Source organism: Oceanicaulis sp. (genome assembly GCF_051859625.1).
GTDB lineage: Bacteria > Pseudomonadota > Alphaproteobacteria > Caulobacterales > Maricaulaceae > Oceanicaulis.
Genome location: NZ_JBHYFH010000003.1, coordinates 422,827 through 444,364 on the forward strand (window position 1 = coordinate 422,827; position 21,538 = coordinate 444,364).

At 62.2% G+C, this 21,538-nt stretch carries 17 protein-coding genes; 6 read left to right on the forward strand and 11 right to left on the reverse strand.

Features of this window, described 5'->3' with window-relative positions; all coding sequences use genetic code 11:
• Position 1 precedes the first annotated feature (1 nt).
• Complete coding sequence (locus tag ACTIGF_RS15295) at positions 2-538, forward strand: TadE/TadG family type IV pilus assembly protein (RefSeq protein WP_439637688.1); 537 nt, start codon at positions 2-4, stop codon at positions 536-538.
• On the opposite strand, the gene ACTIGF_RS15300 is transcribed toward ACTIGF_RS15295, so the two are convergent.
• Genes ACTIGF_RS15300 through ACTIGF_RS15310 form a run of 3 tightly spaced genes read right to left on the reverse strand, consistent with a single transcriptional unit; the run spans position 535 to position 3,454 of the window.
• Complete coding sequence (locus tag ACTIGF_RS15300) at positions 535-1,359, reverse strand: aminotransferase class IV (protein ID WP_439637689.1); 825 nt, start codon at positions 1,357-1,359, stop codon at positions 535-537. The genes ACTIGF_RS15295 and ACTIGF_RS15300 overlap by 4 nt on opposite strands.
• Entirely contained in the window at positions 1,356-2,684 is a 1,329-nt protein-coding gene (gene pabB, locus ACTIGF_RS15305) for an aminodeoxychorismate synthase component I (protein ID WP_439637690.1), read from the reverse strand. Before pabB ends, ACTIGF_RS15300 begins: the two co-directional genes overlap by 4 nt.
• Positions 2,681-3,454 (reverse strand): tyrosine-protein phosphatase, encoded by a 774-nt coding sequence (locus tag ACTIGF_RS15310; protein ID WP_439637691.1) that lies wholly within the window; start codon positions 3,452-3,454, stop codon positions 2,681-2,683. Before ACTIGF_RS15310 ends, pabB begins: the two co-directional genes overlap by 4 nt.
• A 116-nt stretch (positions 3,455-3,570) precedes the next feature.
• On the opposite strand from ACTIGF_RS15310, the gene ACTIGF_RS15315 reads away from it, so the two are divergent.
• A complete protein-coding gene (locus tag ACTIGF_RS15315) occupies positions 3,571-5,625 on the forward strand; it encodes a putative bifunctional diguanylate cyclase/phosphodiesterase (protein ID WP_439637692.1) in 2,055 nt (684 codons plus the stop codon).
• Between the two features lie 9 nt (positions 5,626-5,634).
• On the opposite strand, the gene ACTIGF_RS15320 is transcribed toward ACTIGF_RS15315, so the two are convergent.
• The 3 genes from ACTIGF_RS15320 to ACTIGF_RS15330 form a co-directional block, all read right to left on the reverse strand.
• Complete coding sequence (locus ACTIGF_RS15320) at positions 5,635-7,104, reverse strand: AMP nucleosidase (protein WP_439637735.1); 1,470 nt, start codon at positions 7,102-7,104, stop codon at positions 5,635-5,637.
• Between the two features lie 36 nt (positions 7,105-7,140).
• On the reverse strand, positions 7,141-7,356 hold the full coding sequence (locus ACTIGF_RS15325) for an AMP nucleosidase (protein WP_107711462.1): 216 nt from the start codon (positions 7,354-7,356) through the stop codon (positions 7,141-7,143).
• A gap of 102 nt (positions 7,357-7,458) precedes the next feature.
• Positions 7,459-8,760, reverse strand: coding sequence for an ectonucleotide pyrophosphatase/phosphodiesterase (locus tag ACTIGF_RS15330; protein ID WP_439637693.1), 1,302 nt, complete (start codon positions 8,758-8,760; stop codon positions 7,459-7,461).
• 146 nt (positions 8,761-8,906) lie between these two features.
• Here ACTIGF_RS15330 and ACTIGF_RS15335 point away from each other — a divergent pair, with 146 nt between their 5' ends.
• On the forward strand, positions 8,907-11,501 hold the full coding sequence (locus tag ACTIGF_RS15335) for a bifunctional aspartate kinase/diaminopimelate decarboxylase (protein WP_439637694.1): 2,595 nt from the start codon (positions 8,907-8,909) through the stop codon (positions 11,499-11,501).
• A 92-nt stretch (positions 11,502-11,593) separates the two neighbouring features.
• Here ACTIGF_RS15335 and ACTIGF_RS15340 read toward each other — a convergent pair whose 3' ends face one another.
• A complete protein-coding gene (locus ACTIGF_RS15340) occupies positions 11,594-12,499 on the reverse strand; it encodes a hypothetical protein (RefSeq protein ID WP_439637695.1) in 906 nt (301 codons plus the stop codon).
• Positions 12,500-13,020: 521 nt separating this feature from the next.
• Complete coding sequence (locus tag ACTIGF_RS15345; protein WP_439637696.1) at positions 13,021-13,203, reverse strand: hypothetical protein; 183 nt, start codon at positions 13,201-13,203, stop codon at positions 13,021-13,023.
• A 92-nt stretch (positions 13,204-13,295) separates the two neighbouring features.
• On the opposite strand from ACTIGF_RS15345, the gene ACTIGF_RS15350 reads away from it, so the two are divergent.
• Positions 13,296-14,096 carry an endonuclease/exonuclease/phosphatase family protein gene (locus ACTIGF_RS15350; protein WP_439637736.1) on the forward strand — a complete coding sequence of 267 codons (801 nt, stop codon included), beginning with the start codon at positions 13,296-13,298 and terminating at the stop codon, positions 14,094-14,096.
• A gap of 89 nt (positions 14,097-14,185) precedes the next feature.
• Here the strand turns inward: ACTIGF_RS15350 and ACTIGF_RS15355 are convergent, their stop codons facing one another.
• On the reverse strand, positions 14,186-15,757 hold the full coding sequence (locus ACTIGF_RS15355) for an alkaline phosphatase (RefSeq protein WP_439637697.1): 1,572 nt from the start codon (positions 15,755-15,757) through the stop codon (positions 14,186-14,188).
• Positions 15,758-15,878: 121 nt separating this feature from the next.
• Here ACTIGF_RS15355 and ACTIGF_RS15360 point away from each other — a divergent pair, with 121 nt between their 5' ends.
• Together ACTIGF_RS15360 and ACTIGF_RS15365 are read left to right on the forward strand one after the other, a co-directional pair.
• A complete protein-coding gene (locus tag ACTIGF_RS15360; protein WP_439637698.1) occupies positions 15,879-16,772 on the forward strand; it encodes a diacylglycerol/lipid kinase family protein in 894 nt (297 codons plus the stop codon).
• Positions 16,769-17,551, forward strand: a complete 783-nt coding sequence (locus ACTIGF_RS15365; RefSeq protein WP_439637699.1) for a metallophosphoesterase family protein — start codon at positions 16,769-16,771, stop codon at positions 17,549-17,551. The genes ACTIGF_RS15360 and ACTIGF_RS15365 overlap by 4 nt, the downstream gene beginning before the upstream one ends.
• Before the next feature lie 75 nt (positions 17,552-17,626).
• On the opposite strand, the gene ACTIGF_RS15370 is transcribed toward ACTIGF_RS15365, so the two are convergent.
• Both ACTIGF_RS15370 and ACTIGF_RS15375 read right to left on the reverse strand, forming a co-directional pair.
• Positions 17,627-19,315, reverse strand: coding sequence for a serine hydrolase domain-containing protein (locus ACTIGF_RS15370; protein WP_439637700.1), 1,689 nt, complete (start codon positions 19,313-19,315; stop codon positions 17,627-17,629).
• Positions 19,316-19,429: 114 nt separating this feature from the next.
• Positions 19,430-21,526 carry a M13 family metallopeptidase gene (locus tag ACTIGF_RS15375; RefSeq protein WP_439637701.1) on the reverse strand — a complete coding sequence of 699 codons (2,097 nt, stop codon included), beginning with the start codon at positions 21,524-21,526 and terminating at the stop codon, positions 19,430-19,432.
• Between the last annotated feature and the right edge of the window lie 12 nt (positions 21,527-21,538).

Here is a 21,538-nt window from a genome sequence, read left to right on the forward strand (position 1 = left end):
CATGCGTCAGTTCATTCAGTCATTGCTGAGCTTTCGGCGCGACGAACGCGGCGTCTCGGCGGTGGAGTTCGCCCTGCTCGCCCCGTTCATGATCGCGCTGTATCTGGGCTCGGTGCAGCTTACGCTGGGACTGACCGCGGACCGCAAGGTCTCCCAGGTCGCCAATTCGGTCGCCGACCTCGTCACCCAGGATGATTTCATCACGGATGCGGACCTGCTCGACATCTATGCCGCCGGCGACGCCATTCTGAACCCGTTCGACTCCGCGCCGCTGAGCCTGCGCATCACCTCGATCCGAATGGACGCCGACCAGGAGATCTTCGTGGACTGGAGCGAAGGTGAAGGCATGACGCCGCTCGACACCGACAGCCTGCCCGAACTGCCCGCAGGTCTGCTGGCGCCCATGAACTCAATTATCATGGTGGAAGCCAATTATGTCTTTTCCACCAATCTGGGCGAGTTGACGAAAACCCCGATCACCCTGTCAGATACCGCCTATTTGCGCCCCCGGCGCGGCCCCTGGGTGCGCCGCGGCTAAAGCGCAGCGTCACACAGCGCTTTCATGCGGTGGAGCACGGCGCCTTCGGGCGAAAAATCACGACCCTCAATGCGGAAAAGCGGCATGACGCCGCGTACGGCGTTGGTGAGAAACGCCGCCTCGGCCTGCATCACCGCGTCTGGCGCAAACCGGCCCTCGATCACAGCCTCTCCCTCAGCCTTCAACGCCGCGATCAGCGCGGCCCGGCTCGTTCCGGGCAGGCATCCGCAAGACAGGTCCGGCGTAAAAACACGCCCCTCCGTCACCCAGAACAGATTGGCGCTGTCTGCGCTGGACAGATGACCCTCAGCTGACAGGACCAGCGCCATGTCCGCGCCCTGACGCACCGCGTCACGCCGCGCCGCCAGCATGTCAGCGTAATTGGTCAGCTTGAACCGGCTTGAGATATTTCGGACATCGCGCCGGGCGCTCTCAACGATCCGGGCGCTCAGCGCCTGCTGCGCATCCGGCAATGCGTTGGCGGTGATCAAGACAGTCGGAGCCGCGTCCAGGGGCGGCGCCAGCCCGCCGCCGGACGCACCGCGCGACACCGTCAGGCGGACCATGGCGCGTTCAAGCGCGCTCGCCTGACACAGCTCTATCGCTGCGGCTTCGACCTCATCAAAGTCCGGGCAGGCGATTTCGATGTGCTGCAAAGCGCTCTCAAGGCGCGCCCGGTGACGCGGCCAGCGGCGCACCGCGCCCGCCTCATACCGCAGGGTCTCAAATGCGCCGTCGCCCAGAAGAAACCCCCGGTCCGCCGGATCAATCCGGGCGGCGTCCGCATCCAGCATGGCGCCGTTCAACCAGAGCTTTGTCATCTGCGCCCCTCAATCGCCGCCTTGAGCGAGGCGGCCTTGTCCCGGGTTTCCGCCAGCTCGTCTTCAGGAACTGAATCAATGGTGATTGCGCCGCCAGAGCGCACAGTCACATCCCAACCCGTCTCGGCCTTCCGAAGGCTGGCTGTGCGGATCATCACATTGAGATCACACGCCCCGTCCGCGCCCAGCCAGCCCAGCGCGCCGCAATACGGCCCCCGGCTTTGCTGTTCGAGCTCTGCGATGATCTGCATGGCGCGCACTTTCGGCGCCCCGGTGATGGAGCCGGGCGGAAACGTCGCCGCGATCAGATCAAAGACGTTGAGGTCGGGGCGCAATCGCCCCCGAACGGTAGAGACCAGATGATGGACATTGGCGTAGCTTTCCACGCTGAACAATTCGGGCGTCTTGACGCTGCCGGGCTGGCAGACGCGCGCCAGATCATTGCGCATCAGATCCACGATCATCAGGTTTTCAGCCCGGTCCTTAAGCGAAGCGGCCAGCGCATCGGCTTCGGCGCGGTCCTGGTCCCGGTCAGCCCGGCGCGGGCGGGTGCCCTTGATGGGCCGGGTTTCGATCTCGCCGCTCGCTGACGCCTGCACAAAGCGCTCGGGCGAATTGGTGATGACGACCTGATCCTCACTCAGCCGGAAATACGCCGAGAAGGCGGAAGGGCTGTCCGTGATCAGACGCTCAAACAACGCCAGTGGCGCTTGGTCGCCTGGCATGTGTCCGGTGAAGGCGTGCGAGAGATTGACCTGAAACACGTCGCCCGCGCGGATATACGCCCGCGCCGTCTCGACGGCCTCAAGATAGCGCGCATCCGGCCAGTCCTGCGACAGGCGCCCCGCCCCGCCCGGCGGGCTCGGCTCATCGGATGCGGCGTTGAGCGTTTTGATCAGCCGCGCCGCGGCCGGCGCAGCGCCGAGCGCCCGCAGGGTGCGCGCGCCGTGATCAAATTCCAGCACCGCCTCATACCAGCCCATGGCCACGACCGGGCCGCCGCCCGGCGCCGGAGGGCAGACAGGCAAGTCTTCAAACGCCCGCCCCAGATCATAGGCGAGCAGACCGGCATAACCGCCGGAGAACCCTTCCCCATCAGACGCAGTCGCGCAGCGATAGCCCGCCCTGAGGCGGTCGAACCCCCTGCCAGGATCGTCGTCTTCAACAGTGAATTCAGGATAGGCGCACAGATAGCTTTTGCGCCCCCAGGGCTGGGCGCCGCCCCCTTGCAACAAGAGGGCATAGGGCTCAGCCTCGAACGCTTTCAGCGCCTGGACCGGCTCCATCCAGTCCAGCATCTGCGCCCGCTCCGGCGCCGCGATCACGAGGTTTTCAGCCGCTCGTGCAATTGCGCGATCACGGCGTCACTCAGGCCCAGCTCGCCGCGCAGATAGCCCGGCACATCGCCCACGGCGTCCATCGCGGTGTCGAGATAGGATTCCTCCACCCCCAGAAAGGCGCGGACCTCACGGTCGCCCACATCGCGCCCCATCCCCTCGCGGATGCGTTTGGCGAAGCGCGGCGTCAGCTCGTCATAGTCCACGGCCGTATTGGTCATCAGATAATCTTCGCGCACGGCGTCCGCATCTACGCCCAACTCCATCAGCAAGAAGGCGCAGAAAATGCCGGTGCGGTCCTTGCCCGCTGCGCAATGCACGACGAACCCGTCTTCGGGATCAGACTGCGCCAGCGCTTCAAACCCGGCCTTGAACACCGCCTTGTTGCCCGGATCAAACGGCAGGCGCTCATAGGTCTTCTGCATGAAGCCGCGGATATTCTCGAGGGTCAGATCGCTCTCGCGCAAGAACGCCAGATGCGGCGGCTCGGCATGGCCGGCATGGTCAGAGCTGAGCACCGTGACGGCGCCGGTTTCACCCCAATGGGACGGCTCAAGCTCACGTTCCCGGGGGCGACGCAAATCGGCCACGACCTTGATGTTGAGCCCGTCCAGAGCCTTCACATCCTCATCGGTCGCGCGGGAAAACTGTCCCGACCGATAAAGGCGGTCACGCACCTGTCCCCCGCCGCTGAGCGGGTAGGCGCCGAAATGGCGAAAATTATAAACGCCGGAGAGAGGCAAAACGCGATCAGTCATGGCACTGAGGTAATTCTGAATGCGAGTCTGAGCAAGAGGGCCGCCCAAACAGTTCCGAAGCATAAGCGCGAGTTAAGGGTGTAACGGTATGAAGTTCACACCTTAAGGAGACACCGTTGCGCATCCTCTCATGCCTCGCCCTGGAGCACCATTTTCCCAGCGTCATTCTGGCGGCGTTGGTGTGTCTGCTCAGCTGTCTGCTCAGCATGCGTCTGCAGCGGCGAAGCGAGGCGAGCGAAGGCGGCGTTCAAGTGGCCTGGCTGGTCATCACGGCCATCTGTCTGAGCGCCGGCATCTGGTCCACCCATTTCATCGCCATGCTGGGCTATCGCCCGTCTGCGACGGTCACCCTGGATGTGGACCAGACGGCGTTTTCCGCTCTGATCATCGTTTGCGGGACGATTGTCGGCAGTTATCTCGCGACCCTGTCCTGGCCGTTCGCACGGGCGCTGGCCGGCGCGGTCGTAGGGCTTTCGGTCACAGCCATGCACTATGTGGGCATGGCGGCCTACCATCTGGACGCCGTGGTGGTCTGGGATTTGCGCTATGTGATCGCCTCGGTCGTTCTGGGCGTCTTCTTCGCCTCGCTGGCGTATGAAGTGTCGGGCCGTCTCGAAAAAGGGCTGAAAACCCTTCTCCCGGGCTTGTTGCTGGCGCTGGGCGTGGTCAGCCTTCACTTCACGGGCATGGGCGCGCTGATCGTTGTTCCGCTAGGCGTTTCTGAAGGCCTGAACCCGGCCACCTTCCAGATCCTGGCCTTCACGACGGCGCTCACCACGCTGGTCGTGCTGGGCGCCGGCGGAGTTGGATATGCGGTCGAAGCGGGGCTGCGCGAACGCTCAGACCGGCGCATGCGTCATCTGGCGCTGCACGATATCGTCACCGGCCTGCCCAACCGCGCCTGCTTTTCAGCCATGGTCGACCACGCCATAGAAACACGCGCAGACGGCAAACGGCTGGCGGTGCTCATGATCGATCTCAACCGGTTCAAGGAGATCAACGATGTCTGGGGACATCAGGCCGGCGACACCGTGTTGTGCGACATCGCCGACCGGTTGCGCGGGCATGAGCGGCCGGGCGGGTTTGCGGCCCGTCTGGGCGGTGATGAATTCGGCGTCGTCATTCCGGTCGAGGATGAAGCGGCCCTGATCGACGAGCTGAACCTGATCGACTCCCTGTTCCAGACGCCAGTCCGCCATGCGGATTTTGAAATCATCACCAGCGCCAGCCTGGGCGTGGCGCTGTATCCTGACGACGGCGAAGATCGCGACACCCTGATGCGCAATGCGGACCTGGCCATGTACAAGGCCAAGACTGATCCGCTGCACCGCATCCAGCATTATGAGCACGCCCTGGGCGAGGCCGTGCGGCAACGGCGCGAACTGGCGCAGGATTTACGCCTGGCGCTCGACCGCGACCAGCTCATGATGCACTACCAGCCCCAGATCGACCTCAAGACAGGCGATGTGTGCGGCTATGAAGCCCTGGTGCGCTGGCCTCACCCGGTGCGAGGCCTGGTGTCCCCCGCCGAATTCATCCCGCTGGCGGAAGCGAACGGGCTGATCGGACGTCTGGGCGACTGGGTTCTGGAGACCACGTGCGAGGAAGTGGCGCGCTGGCCGGGCTCTCCCAAAGTGGCGATCAACCTGTCCGCCATTCAGCTCAATGACCCGCATCTCGTGGGCAAGGTGCTGCAAGCGCTGGTCTCCACGGGCCTGAGTCCGAGCCAGCTCGAGATCGAGCTGACGGAAACCGCTCTGATCCATGATCTGCGCCAGTCGCTCAGCGTGTTGCGGCGGATCAAGGCGCTGGGCGTCTCCATGGCGCTGGATGATTTCGGCACCGGCTATTCGGCGCTGGAGACCTTGCGGCAATTTCCGTTCGACAAGATCAAGCTCGACAAGGGCTTCACCGACGGCCTGTCAGACGGCGGACGGTCCCGCGCCGTGATCAGCGCCGTGGTGACCCTGGCGCGCAATCTCGAAATTCCCGTGCTCGCCGAGGGCGTTGAAACCGCTGATCAGCTGGAGCTCTTGAACATGGTGGGGTGCGAGCAGGCCCAGGGCTATCTGATCGGACGCCCCGCCCCGGCCGAGAATGGCGCGCCGCCGGCCGTGCAGGATGTGATGTGGCGACCGGCTGAACCGGCCGCCACTCAAACAGGAACCTGATCGCGCCGCTTAGCGGAAGGGCGGCTCGTCAAAGCTGCGCAGCTTGCGCGAATGCAGCGCATCCGCGCCCTGCCGCTTGAGAATTTCGACAGCCTCGATGCCCGCCGCCAAGTGTTCAGACACCGATTTGGCGTAAAACCGGTTCGCCGCGCCGGGCAGCTTCAGCTCGCCATGCAAGGGCTTGTCGGATACGCACAAAAGCGTGCCATAGGGCACCCGCAGACGGAAGCCGTTGGCCGCGATGGTGGCGCTTTCCATGTCCACTGCGATGGAGCGCGACTGGTTGATGCGCCGCGCCTCTTGCGTATAGCGCAGCTCCCAGTTCCGGTCGGCGTACGTCACCACGGTGCCCGTCCGCAGGCGACGCTTGAGCTCGCCCGCATCATCGCCGCTAACCGTCTCCACCGCTTCTTGCAGGGCGACCTGGATTTCCGCGATCGGCGGGATCGGGATCTCCACCGGCAATTCGCGGTCCAGCACGCTGTCATAGCGCAGATAGGCGTGCGCCAGCACGTAATCGCCCAGACGCTGGGAATGACGCAGACCGCCGCAATGGCCGATCATCATCCAGCATTCAGGGCGCAGCACCGCAAGATGGTCGGTGATGTTCTTGGCGTTGGACGGCCCGACCCCGATATTCACCAGCGTGATGCCGCGACCGGTCTTGGTCTTCAAATGATAGGCCGGCATCTGGAAGCGCCGCCAGGGCGCGCCGCTGATTTCGCCCACCGGGTCTTCGGTGTTGGCGTCCACATGGACGAAGCCCGCCGCGGACAGAGAATCATACTCGGTGTTCTCATCCTTGACCTGCTCGACCGCCCATTCCACGAACGCATCCACATAGCGGTGGTAGTTGGTGAACAGGATGAAGGGCTGCACGTCCTCATAGGGCGTGCCGGTATAGTGCCGGATGCGTTGCAGCGAATAGTCGGTGCGCACCGCGTCAAACAGGCTCAGAGGCCGCGATCGCCCGGGTATCGAAGGACGCTCGCCATTGGGCAGCGCATCATCGATCCCCGCCAGATCGGCATAGGGGAAATGGCGCACCAGCTCGGCCGGCGAGGCCGCGTCCATATCCAGATCATCCGCGCCGTCGAGCACGTAGGAGAAGGGAATCTCCTGCACCGACAGACCGGTTTCGATCTTTACCGGATACATGTCCGACAACAGTTCGATCTGCTCGACCAGATAGCGGCGGAACTGCTCGGGATGGGTGATCGTCTGTTCATAGACGCCGGCTTCGGAAAACTTTCCGTAGGCCCGGCTGATCGGCGGCACGGCGCCGTCAGGCTGGTATATGATGCGCAGCGCCGGATAGGCGAAGGCGCCGGAAAAGCGATCCGCCTCGGACGGCGGCGGGCCGCCTTCGAGATAGATTTTCAGCTCTTCACGCAGCGCCTTGACCGACGCTTCAAACATCACGCACAGACGATCCACCGCCTTGGAGGCGGTGGCCGCGCGCTTGAAGGTCTTCTCCACAGCCTCGTGTGACACGATGTCGGTCTCGCCCAAGGCCTAGTCCTCGCGCTTGACGAAGGTCACCGTGAACAGCGGCTCGCCGTCAAAAACCGGCTCGGTCTTGCCGTCTTCGTCAATCATCTGAAAGGCCGTGGGCTCGATCCGGCCTTCCATGCGATAGCCGCGTTCGGCCATGCGGCCGCGATGAAATTCGAGAGCCGCCGCCGAAAACGTCTTGGCCAGGAAAGTGATGCGATGCGGTTCGTCTGCCATGACGGCCTCCTTGAAACTCAGGTGCGCACGAAGCGCGGTTCTTAAGTCGTACCGCTATCTCCGCGCGCTTCCAAGCCGGGATGACCACCCGGGGCGTGCGACTTACTGCGCGGGGCAGCGACCGCCGGTCACCCGCGCGACTTCTGCGGGATCCCCATCGGTCTCAGCAGGGTCCAGCCCCAGCGCGCAGGCGATCATCAGATAGACGTTGACGTTCTCGAACGCCGCCACGTCGCCCACCCCGTCAAAGCGGGGGCCGGCGGCGACGAAGGTCGCGCCCATGACCGGGTCCAGATTGTCGTATCCGTGATTGCCCGGAATGATGCGCCGCGGCGATTGCTCAAGGCTCGGCGCGACCAGAGACCAGCCGGCCTCCGCCACCACCAGCAGGTCCGGGCCGCGGGTCGGATGGTCGAGATGGTAATGGGAAGGCATCTCGCCCGCTTTGTAGGCGACCACATGGTCATTGCCCGAGGCGTTGATGGCGTCATACGCCGCGTCGATGGCGGCCTCATCGCCCTCTTCGGAGAACAGGAAGATGTAAGGCTGCGCGCCCGCGCCCCAGCGCCCCTCCATTTGCGGCGAGTACACATGCTCGAAATCGATCCAGTCATCCACTGCGACGATGCGATCCTCAGAGAGCTGGGCCATGCCATGGTCGGAGACGACGATGATGTTGGTGGTGTCCAGAAGTCCGCGCGCCTCAAGCCCCGCGACCAGCTGGGCCACATAGCCGTCCACTTCCGCCACCGCGGCCGCAACCGCGTCGTTTTCCGGCCCGTTGCGATGGGCGATGCTGTCCACGCGGTCGAAATAGACCGCCGCCAGACGCGGCATGTCGTCAGACGGCGCGTCATACCAGGCGAGCACCTCGTCCACGCGCTCCTGATAGGGCTTGTCGTGCTGATAGGGCGTCCAGATCGACGGGCGAACCCCGTCATGCTCGATCTCGGAGCCCAGCCAGAACATGATGGCGCTGGACCGGCCCTGGTTTTCCGCAGTGATCCAGATTGGCTCGCCCTGCCACCAGAACGGGTCCTGCGCCGACATCGGGTTCACAAACCCGGTCCGCGCCTCGCGGTCATAGGGCGCGTTTTCCGTCATCCCGTGGTTTTCAGGATAGAGCCCCGTGGCGATGGAATAGAAGTTCACGAAGGTCTTTGACGGCATGACCGGGATCATGCGTTCAGCGCGGGCGCCGCGCTCGGCGAGCGCCTCGATGTTCGGCGCGTCATAGAGATCAAGGAAGTCCGCGCGGAACCCGTCCAGCCCGATCATCAGGACCCGCTCGGGCTGCTCGCTCGCAGCGGCCTCCGGCGTGGACGCGGTTTCAGAGATGCTGGCGCAGCTTGCAAGCGCCAGCGTGCTGCACGCAGCAATAGTATAGACAAATGACCGTAACATGACGCATCCCCATGCGATAACTGGAAATTTCAAGCCCGCCCTACCCCATGCATGGACCGGGGTAAAGTGAACACCGCGAATGAAAACTTTCGCACTGCAACATGGCGGGCTATGTCCGTCGTTCTGTTGTAATTCTGGACGATCCGATGACTGATCAATCCCTGCCCTCCTCGCGTATCTGGACTGTTTTGAAATTCGGCGGCACCTCCGTGGCCAAGCCGGAAAACTGGGCTGTTATCGCAAAGCTTGCGAAGGCCCGGATCAAACAGGACAAACCGGGCGGCAAGGTGCTGATCGTCCATTCGGCCCTGTCCGGTGTCTCAAACCGGCTCGAGGCCCTGCCCGACAAGGCGCTCAGCGGCGATGTCAGCGTCGAGATCGCGGCGATCAAGGCGGTGCATCTGGATTTTGCGGAAAACGCCGCGCTGGACGGCTCCACCCTGCTGGCGTCCCATTTTGAGACACTTGATCGTCTGGCCGCCGGCATTGCGCTGGTGCGTGAAGCCAGCCCGCGCGTGCGCGCGGAATTGCTGGCGCTGGGCGAACAGATGGCGAGCGTGCTGGGCATGGAGCGCCTGCGTCAGGAAGGACTGAGCCCGGTTCTGCTGGACGCCCGCGACGCGCTGACAGCGTCATCCGACAGCACAGACGCCAGCGGCTATCTGTCCAATTCCGTCATCGAAGGCGCCGACCCGGCGCTGCAGGCGCGGCTCGACAGCGCCGACCTCGTGCTGACCCAGGGCTTCATCGCCCGCAATAACCGCGGCGAAACCGTCTTGCTGGGCCGGGGCGGATCAGACACCTCGGCGGCGTATTTCGCCAACAAGCTGGAAGCGGCGAAGCTTGAAATCTGGACCGATGTGCCGGGGCTCTTTAGCGCCGATCCACGCCTGACCGAAGGCGCGCGCCTGCTGCAGGCGCTGTCTTATGACGAGGCGCAGGAAATCGCCACCATGGGCGGCAAGGTGCTGCATCCGCGCTGCATCGGACCGGCCCGCCGCGCGAATGTCCCTGTGGAGGTGCGCTCCACCTTGCGCCCCGAACTCGCCGGCACCTTGATCACGTCCGAGCCCGGCGATGACGCGCCGCAGCTCAAAGCCGTGTCTGTGAAGACCGGCGTGCGCATCGTCACCATGGAAGGTGCGGGCATGTGGCGGCAGGCGGGCTTCCTCGCCGATGTCTTCGCCTGTTTCAAGGCGTGCGGCGTGTCGGTGGATCTCGTCTCCACCTCTGAAACCAACATCACCGTCAGCCTGGATCCCGACCCCAGCCTCGACCAGGCGCGACTCGACGCTTTGCGCGCACGGCTTGAGCCGTTCTGCCGGGTGAAGATCATCGAGGACGGCGCCGCGGTGTCGCTGGTGGGTTATGGCGTGCGGCGCATATTGCACAAGCTCGCCCCGGCGCTGGAAATGTTCCAGGACAAGCCGATCCGGCTGGTCAGCCAGGCCGCCAATGATCTCAACTTCACCGTGGTGGTGGATGAAAGCGAGGGCCGCACCCTCGCCGCGCGCCTGCATGAAGAGCTGATCGCCCCCGCCCCTTCCGGCCCCGTCTTCGGGCCGAGCTGGGCCGAGCTCAACGACACCGCCGCCGCCAAGCCTGCACGCCCCACGCCCTGGTGGGCGACCAAGCGCGACCAGCTGATCAAGCTGACCCCGCAAACCGGCGGGCGCTATGTCTATGACCTTGAGACGATCAAGGCCCGCGCCAGCGCGGTGGCGGGCATCAAGAGCGTCAATCGCGCCTTTTACGCCATGAAGGCCAATCCGCACCCGGAGGTCCTCAAAACCATTTTCGAGGCGGGCCTCGGCTTTGAATGCGTGTCGCCGGGCGAGCTGATGCGCCTGAAAGACACCTTCCCCGGGCTCGACCCCAAGAAGGTGCTGTTCACCCCCAATTTCGCCTCGCGCCATGAATACGCCGCCGCGATCGAGCTGGGGACGAACCTCACCATTGACGGCCTGCATCCGCTGACCCACTGGCCCGACATGTTCAAGGGCGCGGAGATCATCCTGCGCATCAATCCCGACCGTCCGCGCGGTCACCACCAGCATGTGCAGACCGCCGGGCCGAAAGCGAAATTCGGCATTCCGCTCGACCAGCTCGACGCTGCGCGCGAGGCCGCGGCCCAAGCGGGCGCGACCGTCATCGGCCTGCACGCCCATGCCGGCTCTGGCGTGGTGGAGGCGAACCATTGGCGCGAGATCGGGGCTATTCTGGCCCGCGCCGCCGAAGGCTTTGACGATATCCGCATCCTGAATGTGGGCGGGGGCCTGGGCGTGCCGGAAAGCGCCGAAGCGCCGGCGCTGGACCTGTCAAAAGTGGACGCGGAGCTCGCCAAGCTCAAACAGGCCCTGCCCGATTATGAAATCTGGATGGAGCCGGGCCGCTATCCGGTGGCCGAAGCGGGCGTTCTGTTGTCGGGCGTCACGCAAATCAAGCACGCCTTCGGCACGCGCTTTATCGGCCTTGGGACCGGCATGAACTCGCTGATCCGCCCGGCGCTCTATGGCGCGCGGCATGAGATCGTGAACCTGACGCGCTATGACGAGGACGGCACGGGCATGGCCTCCATCGTCGGCCCCATCTGCGAAAGCGCGGACCTTCTGGGCGCCGACCGCCTGATGCCCGACACCCAGGAAGGCGACGTCATCGCCATCGCCGAAACCGGCGCCTATGGCGCGGTCATGGCCAGCCGGTATAATTTGCGCGAACCGGCGGACGAGGTGGTGATTTAGGGGGGGGGCGAGCCTCTCGGTCCTTGGACTTCATCCGGGGACTGATGGATCATCCTTCCATTTCGCCTAACCGTTCGCACCATTAAGTGCTGTCACAGAAGGCGTCGTGCGATGAAATCTCGCAATGTTAGGCCAAGGCTTATCGCATAAGTCTCAATCGCTTCTAGTATCAACTCGCCTGCAGACAAAATTGCAGGTTCACGCCAAGGAACAAAATAGATATTAGCGATATGTTCACCGCTTATGAACACTCCCGCTTCCCATGGCTGCTCACCAGCACGATCCGATAGTCGCGCGCGTGTGTTCGGCATTGCGGTGTCGTCTTGCTCATCAAGCTGCAAGCGGAGTTGCTGTTCATTCAACAGACTCGATGGATGAGACTGGAAAACCTCATCAATTCGATCTTCTAATTCATCTGAGACTATTTGCTCTTTAAATGAAGCAACACGCTTCTCACAAAAGTTTAAATAAATAAAGACTATTTCACCAGTTTTTCTAACTCGGATCTGATCGACAATTCCAGTATATATTATATAGCTTTTTTCTGAACTCGGTTCGGTGCAAAGCACAGATGCGACTAATTTTGGCTTCACAGGCCCATTTACAATAGAATAAATCCCTCGCCTGAAACCAGGGAAACCACCAAAAAACATTATAAATATTTTTGTGGCCAAGTATGAAGATACTACTGCGACTAAAAAAGAAGCTATAGAATATATACCGAATTGTCGAAGCGCAGTATCTGCCGGTATGTTTTCACCACTTGGCGCATCGGAAATTAAATAAGCAACAAACTCGCGATATTCTGAAATAAACCTTACTGGTTTATCAAAATTGAATTGCGCATACCCAACACTAATATCCCACGGGGCGAACTTTAGGAAGCAAAAAGTTAAGAAGTGAATAAATGGCGCAGCTATTACTGCATAGAATAATTTATCGAAAACAGTATCAGTATACTCGACAGATAATCTCTGAAAAAGGAGCACCGAATACACAAATATTACTCCCGGCACAAGGGAGTATAATATAGCGAAAAAACTAGATGTTAGTTCCATAAAGGATCAAGCGGACATTTTTTTCGCGCGGCGCATAGCCTGACTCTGAAACTTCTTGTGCGCTTCACGGGACGTCACTTTTACAACCTTGAACCCGCGATCCCGGATGAGCTGTTTTGCAATCAGAACTTTAGTAATTTTCTTCATCGCTGTGGCCCCTTCATGCATGTAGCTACGCTCGATTCTAATTAATACCACGTTAGCAAAATTTGAGGTGCTAAAGGCATCACAAATCTCATGCCCCCCGATATCACCTCAGCCCATTCACGAAACTATCAACTAACAGTACAATTTCATATTCTTAGCATAGCATATTGCGAAGCAAATTGGCTAACGCTATTAAATACGACGCAAAGAACATTGATACATCCTTACCAGAGATAGAAGCTGACCATAATTTTAGCCAGCAAAAAAGCCCCGGCCATCTGGCCAGGGCTTTGTAGGTTCAGCGATGACGCGACCTAGTCGTCATCGCCATCATCTTCGTCTTCGTCTTCGTCTTCGTCTTCGTCCTCGTCGTCATCCTCATCCGCCGCGACCACCGCAACGGTGACGCCCCCATCTACGCATGGATGATGACGAGGTGGAGGATGTGTTGCGTCATGGAGCCATCCACCCCAATACGCCCAGAAACCGCCGCCCATGGCGCCCTCAGCGCCAACCGCTATACTCGGCTCGACCGGCGGCTGAGGGATGATCTGAGGGTATGGGCGGAGACACGAGTCAGGCCGGACCGATGAACATCATGTGCCTGAACGGCTGGGGCGGGACGCTGCATGACAGGCTGCTGCCCTATCTGAAGGCGACGCAGCCGCAGATCTTATGCCTGCAAGAGGTCGTCCACAGTCCGGAGACGGACAAGGACTGCCTCACCTATCGCGATGGCGACCATGTCCTGCCGCAACGCGCGAATTTCTTTCGGGAGGTGTGCGCGGCGCTGCCGGACCATACCGCCGTCTTCTGCCCCGCCGCCCAAGGCGTGTTGTGGGACGGGGATCGCCCTGTCCCCTCACAATGGGGGCTCGCGACCTTTGTGCACGCCGCCCTGCCCATCGTCGGACAGGTGCAGGGCTTCGTGCACAAGAGCTATTCCCCGGACGGATATGGCGAGCATCCCAGATCCCGCAACGCCCATGGCGTTCGCGTCTATGCGCCCGCCCGAAAGCGCTTTGTCAGCGTCACCCACATGCATGGCTTGAGAGACTTGCGCGGCAAGATGGATACGCCGGAGCGCTCAGAGCAGGCGCGGCGTTTGCTCGACCTCTCCGATCAGCTGACCGAGCCGGGAGATCTGAAGATCATCTGCGGTGATTTCAACGTCGAACCGGACAGTGAAACGATCAGAACCCTTCAGGCCTCGGGCCTGACCGAGCTGGTGGCGCACACCGGTTTCACCAGCACGCGCAGTTCGTTTTACAAAAAACCCGGGCGTTTCGCGGACTATATGCTGATCAGTGATCTCAGCGCCGTTCGGGAGTTCCAGGTCGTCGAAACCCCTGAAGTCTCCGACCATCGCCCACTTGTTCTGGAACTTTGAAGTATGGCGACACCAACATGGCTCGGCGCCGCCACAAAAAAGCCCCGGTCACATCGACCGGGGCTTTGTCGTTCAGGCTCTCTCGAACCTTAGTCCTCATCCGCCTCGGCGATGGCGGCGGTGGCGCTCCACCCGTACGCATGGGTGATGACGTGGTGAAGGGTGTTTTGCTCCATGGAGCCGTCGATCAGATGCGCCCAGGGGCCGACGGCGTAGGCGATGACGTCTTCGCCCGAATGGGTTTCAGAGCCCATGGGGATCGCCGCTTCCTGACGATAGTTCGGGTCCATGACGATTTCGTCGGTCAGGGGCTCGGCGTCATCGCCGCGCGGACGCAGCGGGCCGCCGTTTTGATAGCCCAGCGTGGTGTAGGGACGGCCGTCGCCCGCCGGCATGGGCGGGGTTTCAGCGTCGGTCAGGTTCGGGGCGGGCGGACGCACCAGGCCCAGGATCGGATTGCCGCGGCGCGGATAGCCCGAAATCGTGAACACATGGCCATGGTCGGCGGTGACCAGGATCAGGGTTTCATCCAGATCCACCATCTGCTGGGCGCGATCAATGGCCTGAGAGAAGGCCAGCGCGTCATTGAGCGCTCGCGCGGCGTTGGCGCCATGATGGGCGTGGTCGATCCGGCCGCCCTCGACCAGCAGATAGAAGCCGTCATCATTATTGGAGAGCCGCTCGATGGCGAACTCGGTCAGCTCGGCGAGAGAGGGCTCCACCGCCGGGTCACGATCGAGCTCATAGCTGAGATGGGACCGGGTGAAGAGGCCCAGCACCGGCGCGTCATCGCCTGCATCCAGCGCGTCAAACCCGGCGCGATCCTCGACATAGACGCCGCCCAGATCCGTCCATTCGGCGGTGAGGTCGCGGTCGGCCCGCTGACCGCCCTGCGCCTGCATCTGGAAAGCCGCCCGGCCGCCGCCCAGCGCCACGTCCAGACCGTCGCCATATGCGCCCGAGCGCGTGCCGATCAATTGCGCAGCAATGTCGGTGCAGCCCGCTTCAACCACATCTTCAGGCAGCGCGGTGTCGGTTTCCCACCCGCGATTGGTGACATGGGCGTAGGTGGTGGCCGGGGTCGCATGGGTCAGGCGCGCCGAGGAGACGATGCCGGTGGACAGGCCGCGTTCCTCGGCCATCTCGACGAGGGTTTGCGGCACCGGGCCGCCCTGACACGGTTCAATCGTATCGCGCGCATAGACCGAAATGGCGCCTGAATGGGTTTTGACGCCCGTATGGATCGCCGATGCAGTGGCGGCGCTGTCAGGCACTTGCGCGTTTTCCGAATAGGTCTTGATCAGCGCGGAATGCCCCCAGCGCTCAAACGGCAGATAATTCTCTTCACCGCTCATGCCCTGGTTCTGACCGTCGAGAATCCGGCTCGCCACGATCGTGCTCAGGCTCATGCCGTCGCCGACAAAAACGATGACGTTGCGGGCGCGACCTTCACGTTCGGGACGCGCCAGACGGTCCAGGATTTCGCTTTGCGCCAGCGAGCGCCATTCAGCGCCCGGCCCTTCAAATGCGGCGGGAGCGGCGGCGGCCTCAGGCGCGTCATCATTACGGCCCGACCAGTCGATATCGGACTGGACGGTCACGTTCTGACAAGCGCAAAGCGACAGAGCGCTTGCAGAAAAAAGAGCGGCACGGAAGAACATGATGGATCCCTCATCTAACTTGCGCGTTGGTTTAACGCGGGAATGTGACGGATCAAAGCATCTCGCCTGACTTCCCTGCGCCCATCGCCTTGGGCGCCCCCTCTTGTAGGAGAGTAGACGCTTGAAAACCTTGTCGCTTGTGCTGAACGCCCATTCTGGAACCACGCGTGAGCTGGGCAAGGAAAAAGTACTGGATGCAGTCACACGCTCCGCGGACTGGGCCCAGGTCATCGTTCATGACTGCGAGGACGGCTTTGAGGATTGCATCAATCAGGCCTGTGCGGCGGCCTCTGATTATATCGCAGTGGCCGGCGGAGACGGCACAGCGGCGGCGGTGCTCAACGAGCTGGTGCGCACACACTGCAAAACGCCGGTGATCGCCCTGCCGCTCGGAACGGCGAATCTTCTGCCCAAGCGGCTCTATGGCGACCGCTCCATCGAGACCATCCTGAAAGAAGCGCCGGATTATCCCATCGAGCCGCTGCACGCCGGCGAGGTGGAGGGAAATCTGTTTTTCTGCGCCCTGATGGCGGGCTTCCCCGTGCGCGTCGGCCAGGCGCGCGAGGCCCTGCGCCCGGACGGAGACGGCCGTCAACCGCTACGCGCCCTGTCCCGCCTGCGCCAAGCGCTGAAAGCGTACACCACGACCCGCCTGCGTCTGACGCTGGATGGTGACGAAGTGCGCAAGCTCAGCCGCGCCAATGCGTTGATGACCATTCCCGGCGGCGCGGTGACGATGATCCATGGCGCGCGGCCAGGCGATGAGGTGCTCGAGCATATCTTCACCCATACCGATGACCTGGCCGACGCGCTGGGCGCGATGACCGGATTTCTGGGCGAAATGCTGAATATGGGGGAGCTGGCGCCCCAACGCTCCTATGAGAGCGCCGTGCTGGACGGGCCGTCAAAAGTCACCGTGATGCTGGATGGCGAGACCTTGACCCTGAAAACGCCGCTGCGCATCTCCCTCAAGCCCAACGCCGCCCTGTTCGCCGCACCGGAGGCTGACGCATGACCCGACTGGCCCAGATTTCTGACCTGCATTTCGGGGCGGAATCCCCCGGCCTGCCCGAAGCCCTGCTTGAAAGCCTGGCGGCGCTCAAGCCCGACGCGGTGATCGCCTCAGGTGATTTCACCCAATATGGCCGCCGGCGGGAATTTGACGCCGCGCGCGACTTCTTCAGCGCCATTGATGCGCCCGTCATCGCGGCGCCGGGCAATCATGACACGCCTTATCTCAACCTGGCCGCTCGCGTCGCCTCCCCCTGGGCGCGCTTTGAAAAACGTCTGGGACAGGGGGTGACGCCCAGCTGGCGCTCTGCGAAAGCGGCGGTGGAATCCTTTCTCACCGCGCGCGGGCTTCAGGCCCAGCTCGACTGGTCCCTGGGCCGGGCCAACCCCAAGCACGCTGCGAAGATCGCTCAGTCCCTGTCAGACTTTAACGGGCTGAAAGTCGTCGCCGCACACCATCCGCTGGTGGCGCCGGGCGGGTTGACCGGCCGAGCCAAGACCCATGGCGGACGTGAAGCGGCCGAAGTGTTCGTCCAGTCCGGCGTGGATCTGGTGGTGACCGGGCATCTGCATCAGGTCTTCGCCCTGCATCAGCGCCGCCCCGACGGCAAGGCGTGCTGGTTTGTCGGCGCCGGCACGGCGCTGTCACATCGCACCCGTGGCGAACCGCCCAGCTTCAACCTCTTTGACTATACGCTCGACGGGCTCAGCCTGACCGTCTACGCGGCGCAGGAGGGCGAAAACCGCTTCGCCCCGATCAAGACCCAGGCGCTGCACGGCTAGGATGTCCCCTCCGCGGAAGAAAAACCCCGGACGCGGCGCGCCCGGGGCTGATCTCGTTGCAGTGGCGCCAGACGCTTACTCGGTGACACGCTCCGCCAGGATTTCCTGACCGCTCTGCAGCAGCGTGACAGAGGGTGCGGGTTCGCCTGCGGAGAAGACCAGACGCGCATCCACGCCGGACACCAGAAACTCAACGTCGCTGATGGCGTTGATGGCGATGGGGTCCTGGCCTGTGAGCTGGGCTTCCAAAGCGCCGGCGTCATTGAACCGGATTTCGAGCACCGCAGCGCCCAGCGCGTATGCACCCACATAGGCTTCAAGCGTGCTGGCGGGCAGTTCGATGACGTCAGGCTGTTCGGGCACGGGTCCGGACCAGAGCGCGGGCTCCGCCTCGCTGGCGCCTTGCTGATACATGTTCATCCGGGACGTCCCATCGGGTGATGACACGATCTCGAACCAGGTCAGGCTGTCCGGGCCATAGAAAAACCGGTTGTCGCCGGCATGAAAGACCTCGCTGGCGCTGCCGCCAGAGCGCAACGTGTAAAGCTGTCCGTCACGGGCGAAGAACTGGCGCGTGTCGTCCGTGCCTTCAATCGCATAGACCCCGTACAGCTCTTCAAGGCTCGCCAGATCGGTCTCGACTTCTTCAAACAGCGGATAGGGATCATTCAGCGCATAGCTGGCGAGCCGCCGCATCAAGACGCCCGCATCAAGCGGCGGCTGATCTGAATTGGCCAGCACGGCGACGTACAGATTGTCGTCCGGCACATAGACGCTGTCAGTGTTGAACCCGAAAATTCCGCCGCTATGGCCGATCGCAGGATGACCGCGCACATCGTCCACAGACAGGCCAAAGCCATAGGGAATCTCCGTCCCGTCAGCCATCTCGGTCGGCGCCGTCATTTGCTGATACAGCGCCGGTGAAACGATCTCGCCGCCATGGAGCGCTTCAAGCCAGTGCGCCAGGTCTTGCGTGTTTGCGATCAGCCCCCCTGCGGCGTGAGGCACGCTCATATGGATGGGGGTGGCGGCCTCGATCGCGCCCTCGTCATTGACCGTGTAGCCGTTGGCCATATTCGCCGTGGACGCACTGTCCTCGCCATACCGCAGCGTCTCAAGACCCAGCGGATCCGCGATGCGCGCCTTGATGGCTTCGTGCCAGGCCAAGCCGGTCTTCATCTCGATGATCGCGCCCAGCAGGACATAGCCTGAATTGTTATACGCATAGGTCTCGCCAGGGGCGTTGGGTGACGGAAGGCCGGAAAACTCGGCGATCAGCGCGTCGGTCGTATACGCCCTGTTGGTGTTGGCCTCGACCATCCAGCCTGGAATGTTTGTGTAGGACTGGATGCCGGAGGTGTGGTTGAGAAGCTGGCGGACGGTTGCGCTGGCGCCCGGTTCGTCAAAGCCCTCAAACAGGTCGCCGATCGTATCGTCGAGAGAGAGTGCGCCTTCATCCACCAGCTGCAAGATCACCGCGGCGGTGAATTGTTTGGTGATGGAGGCCAGACGAAAGACGGTGTCTGGCGTAACGTGTTCGCCCGTTTCCATGTTCGCCAGCCCGGCCCCGCGCGCATAGACGACATCGCCGTTCTGGCTCACCAGAACCGAAACGCCCGGCGTTTGCGCCGTCCAGTGCGCGTCAATGAGGGCGTCAGCCTGATCGGCCCAGTCCGGTGCGGGGGCGGCTTGAGCAAAACCTGCGTTGAAGCCCACGCCCATAAGGGCGACGGCGGATAGTCCGGCGCGCAACATGCTTGGCATTCGTCTCTTCCTTCTTTCAAGACCCGATCCCGGCTGCCCCCATGACGGGGCAAAAAATAACCCCGGGCGGCGAGCCACCCGGGGTCGTCAGTCTTAATGATGCACGCAGTGCGCTTACCAGATGCGCACGCGCTGTTCTGGCGGCAGATAAAGCGCGTCCTCTTCGGTCACGCCGAAAGCGTCATACCAGGCGTCGAGATTGCGAACGACGCCGTTGATGCGGTACTGCGCCGGGCTGTGCGGATCGCCCAACAGCTGCGCCCGCAGCGCATCTTCGGTGATCAGGCTGCGCCACACCTGGGCCCAGCCCAGGAAGAAACGTTGATCGCCGGTCAGGCCGTCGATCACCGGGGCTTCACCGCCATGAACCTCATCCACATATTGACGCCAGGCGGTGTAGGCCATCTGCAGGCCGCCCAGATCGCCAATGTTCTCACCCATGGTCAAACGACCGCTGACGCATTGGCCCTCAACCGGACAGAACGCTTCGTATTGAGCGCCCAGCTGGGCCGCACGCTCTTCAAAGCCTTCATTGGTCTCATCGGTCCACCAGTCGCGCAGACGCCCTTCGGCGTCGTAGCGACGACCGTTATCGTCAAAGCCGTGACCGATTTCATGGCCGATCACCCCGCCAATGCCGCCGAAATTGATCGCCATGTCGGCGTTCGGGTCAAAGAAGGGCGCCTGCAAGATGCCGGCGGGGAAGGTGATCTGGTTGGCCAGCGGCGAATAGCTCGCATTGACGATTTGCGGCGGCCAGCCCCATTCACGCGGATCGACCGGGCTTGAAAGATCTTCGATCTGCTCGGCCCAGTTGAATTCGGCCATCCGGGTGCGGTTGCCGAAATAGTCATCGCCGGAAATCTCAAGGCCTTCATAGGAATCCCAGATTTCCGGATAGCCGATGCGCGCTTCGAAACCGGCCAGTTTGGTCAGCGCTTCAGCGCGGGTCTCGTCATCCATCCACTCCAGGTTTTCCAGACGCGATTCAAAGGCCGTGGTCAGACGTGCGACCAGGTCTTCCATCTGGGTTTTGGAACTCGGCGGGAAATGACGCTCCACATAGATCTGGCCCACAGCATGGCCCAGGGCGCCGCCCACCAGATTGACCGCACGGCGATCACGCGGACGCTGTTCGGTCTGACCACGCAGGGTGCGGCCGAAGAAATCGAAATTGGCTTCTTCAAAATCAGAGTTCAGCCAGTTCGCGCGGTCCGCGATGAAGTTGAACGCCATCCAGTCCTTGAGGGTCTGAATGTCGGTGTCTTGCAGAATTTCGGAGGTCTGGGCGATCGCAGTGGGCTGAACCACGATCAGCTCGTCCACGGTCAGACCCAGATTGGCCATGCCTTCAGGGAAGTTCAGCGCCGGGGCCAGCTCATCAAGTTCGGCCACGCTCATCACATTGTAGGTCTGGGTGACGTCACGGCTGTCTTCACGGGTCCAGTGAGCCTCTGCGAGACGCGTTTCAAAAGCGAGGATGGCTTGCGCCTTCTCTTCACCGCCTTCAATACCGGAGAGTTCGAAAATACGCGCGATGAAGGTGGTGTAGGCGTCACGATATTGCTGAAAACGCTCGCCCTCATCGAGATAGTAATCCCGATTGCCCATCCCGAGGCCGCCCTGGAACAGGCGCAGCGCGTTCATGGTCGGATCAGCCGGATCGGCCCAGACGGCGAAACCATAGGGCGATTGCTGATGCACGGTGGCGAACAGCGCCGCGGCGTCATCAAGGGTTTGCACCGCATTGATTTCGGCCAGGTATGGCTGCAGCGGCGTCACGCCCGCAGCTTCAATGGCGGCCTCGTTCATGTAGCTGGCGTAAAGATCGCCCACGAGCTGGTTGTTGGTCCCTGTCGCAGCGTCCGCTTCACCGGCTTCGAAGATGATCTCCTGAACCTGTTCTTCCGCTTCTTCAGAGAGAACCGTGAACATGCCGAAGCGTGACCGATCACCCGGCAGCTCGGTGCCGTCGATCCATCCGCCGTTGGCGTAATGGTTGAAATCATCACCTGGATTGATGTCGGTGTTCATGCCTGCGACGTCAAAGCCGAACTCGCCATAAACGGGCGCAGACGCGACAGGGCTGGCGGTTTCGGTCTGAGCGGCGCCAGAAGACGCTGCCGTATTGTTTGCTGACGTATCGGCCGGACCGCACGCCGCAAGGCTGAGCACGGCAAGCGCCGAGCACGACAAAAGCATTTGCTTCATATGTATTTCCCC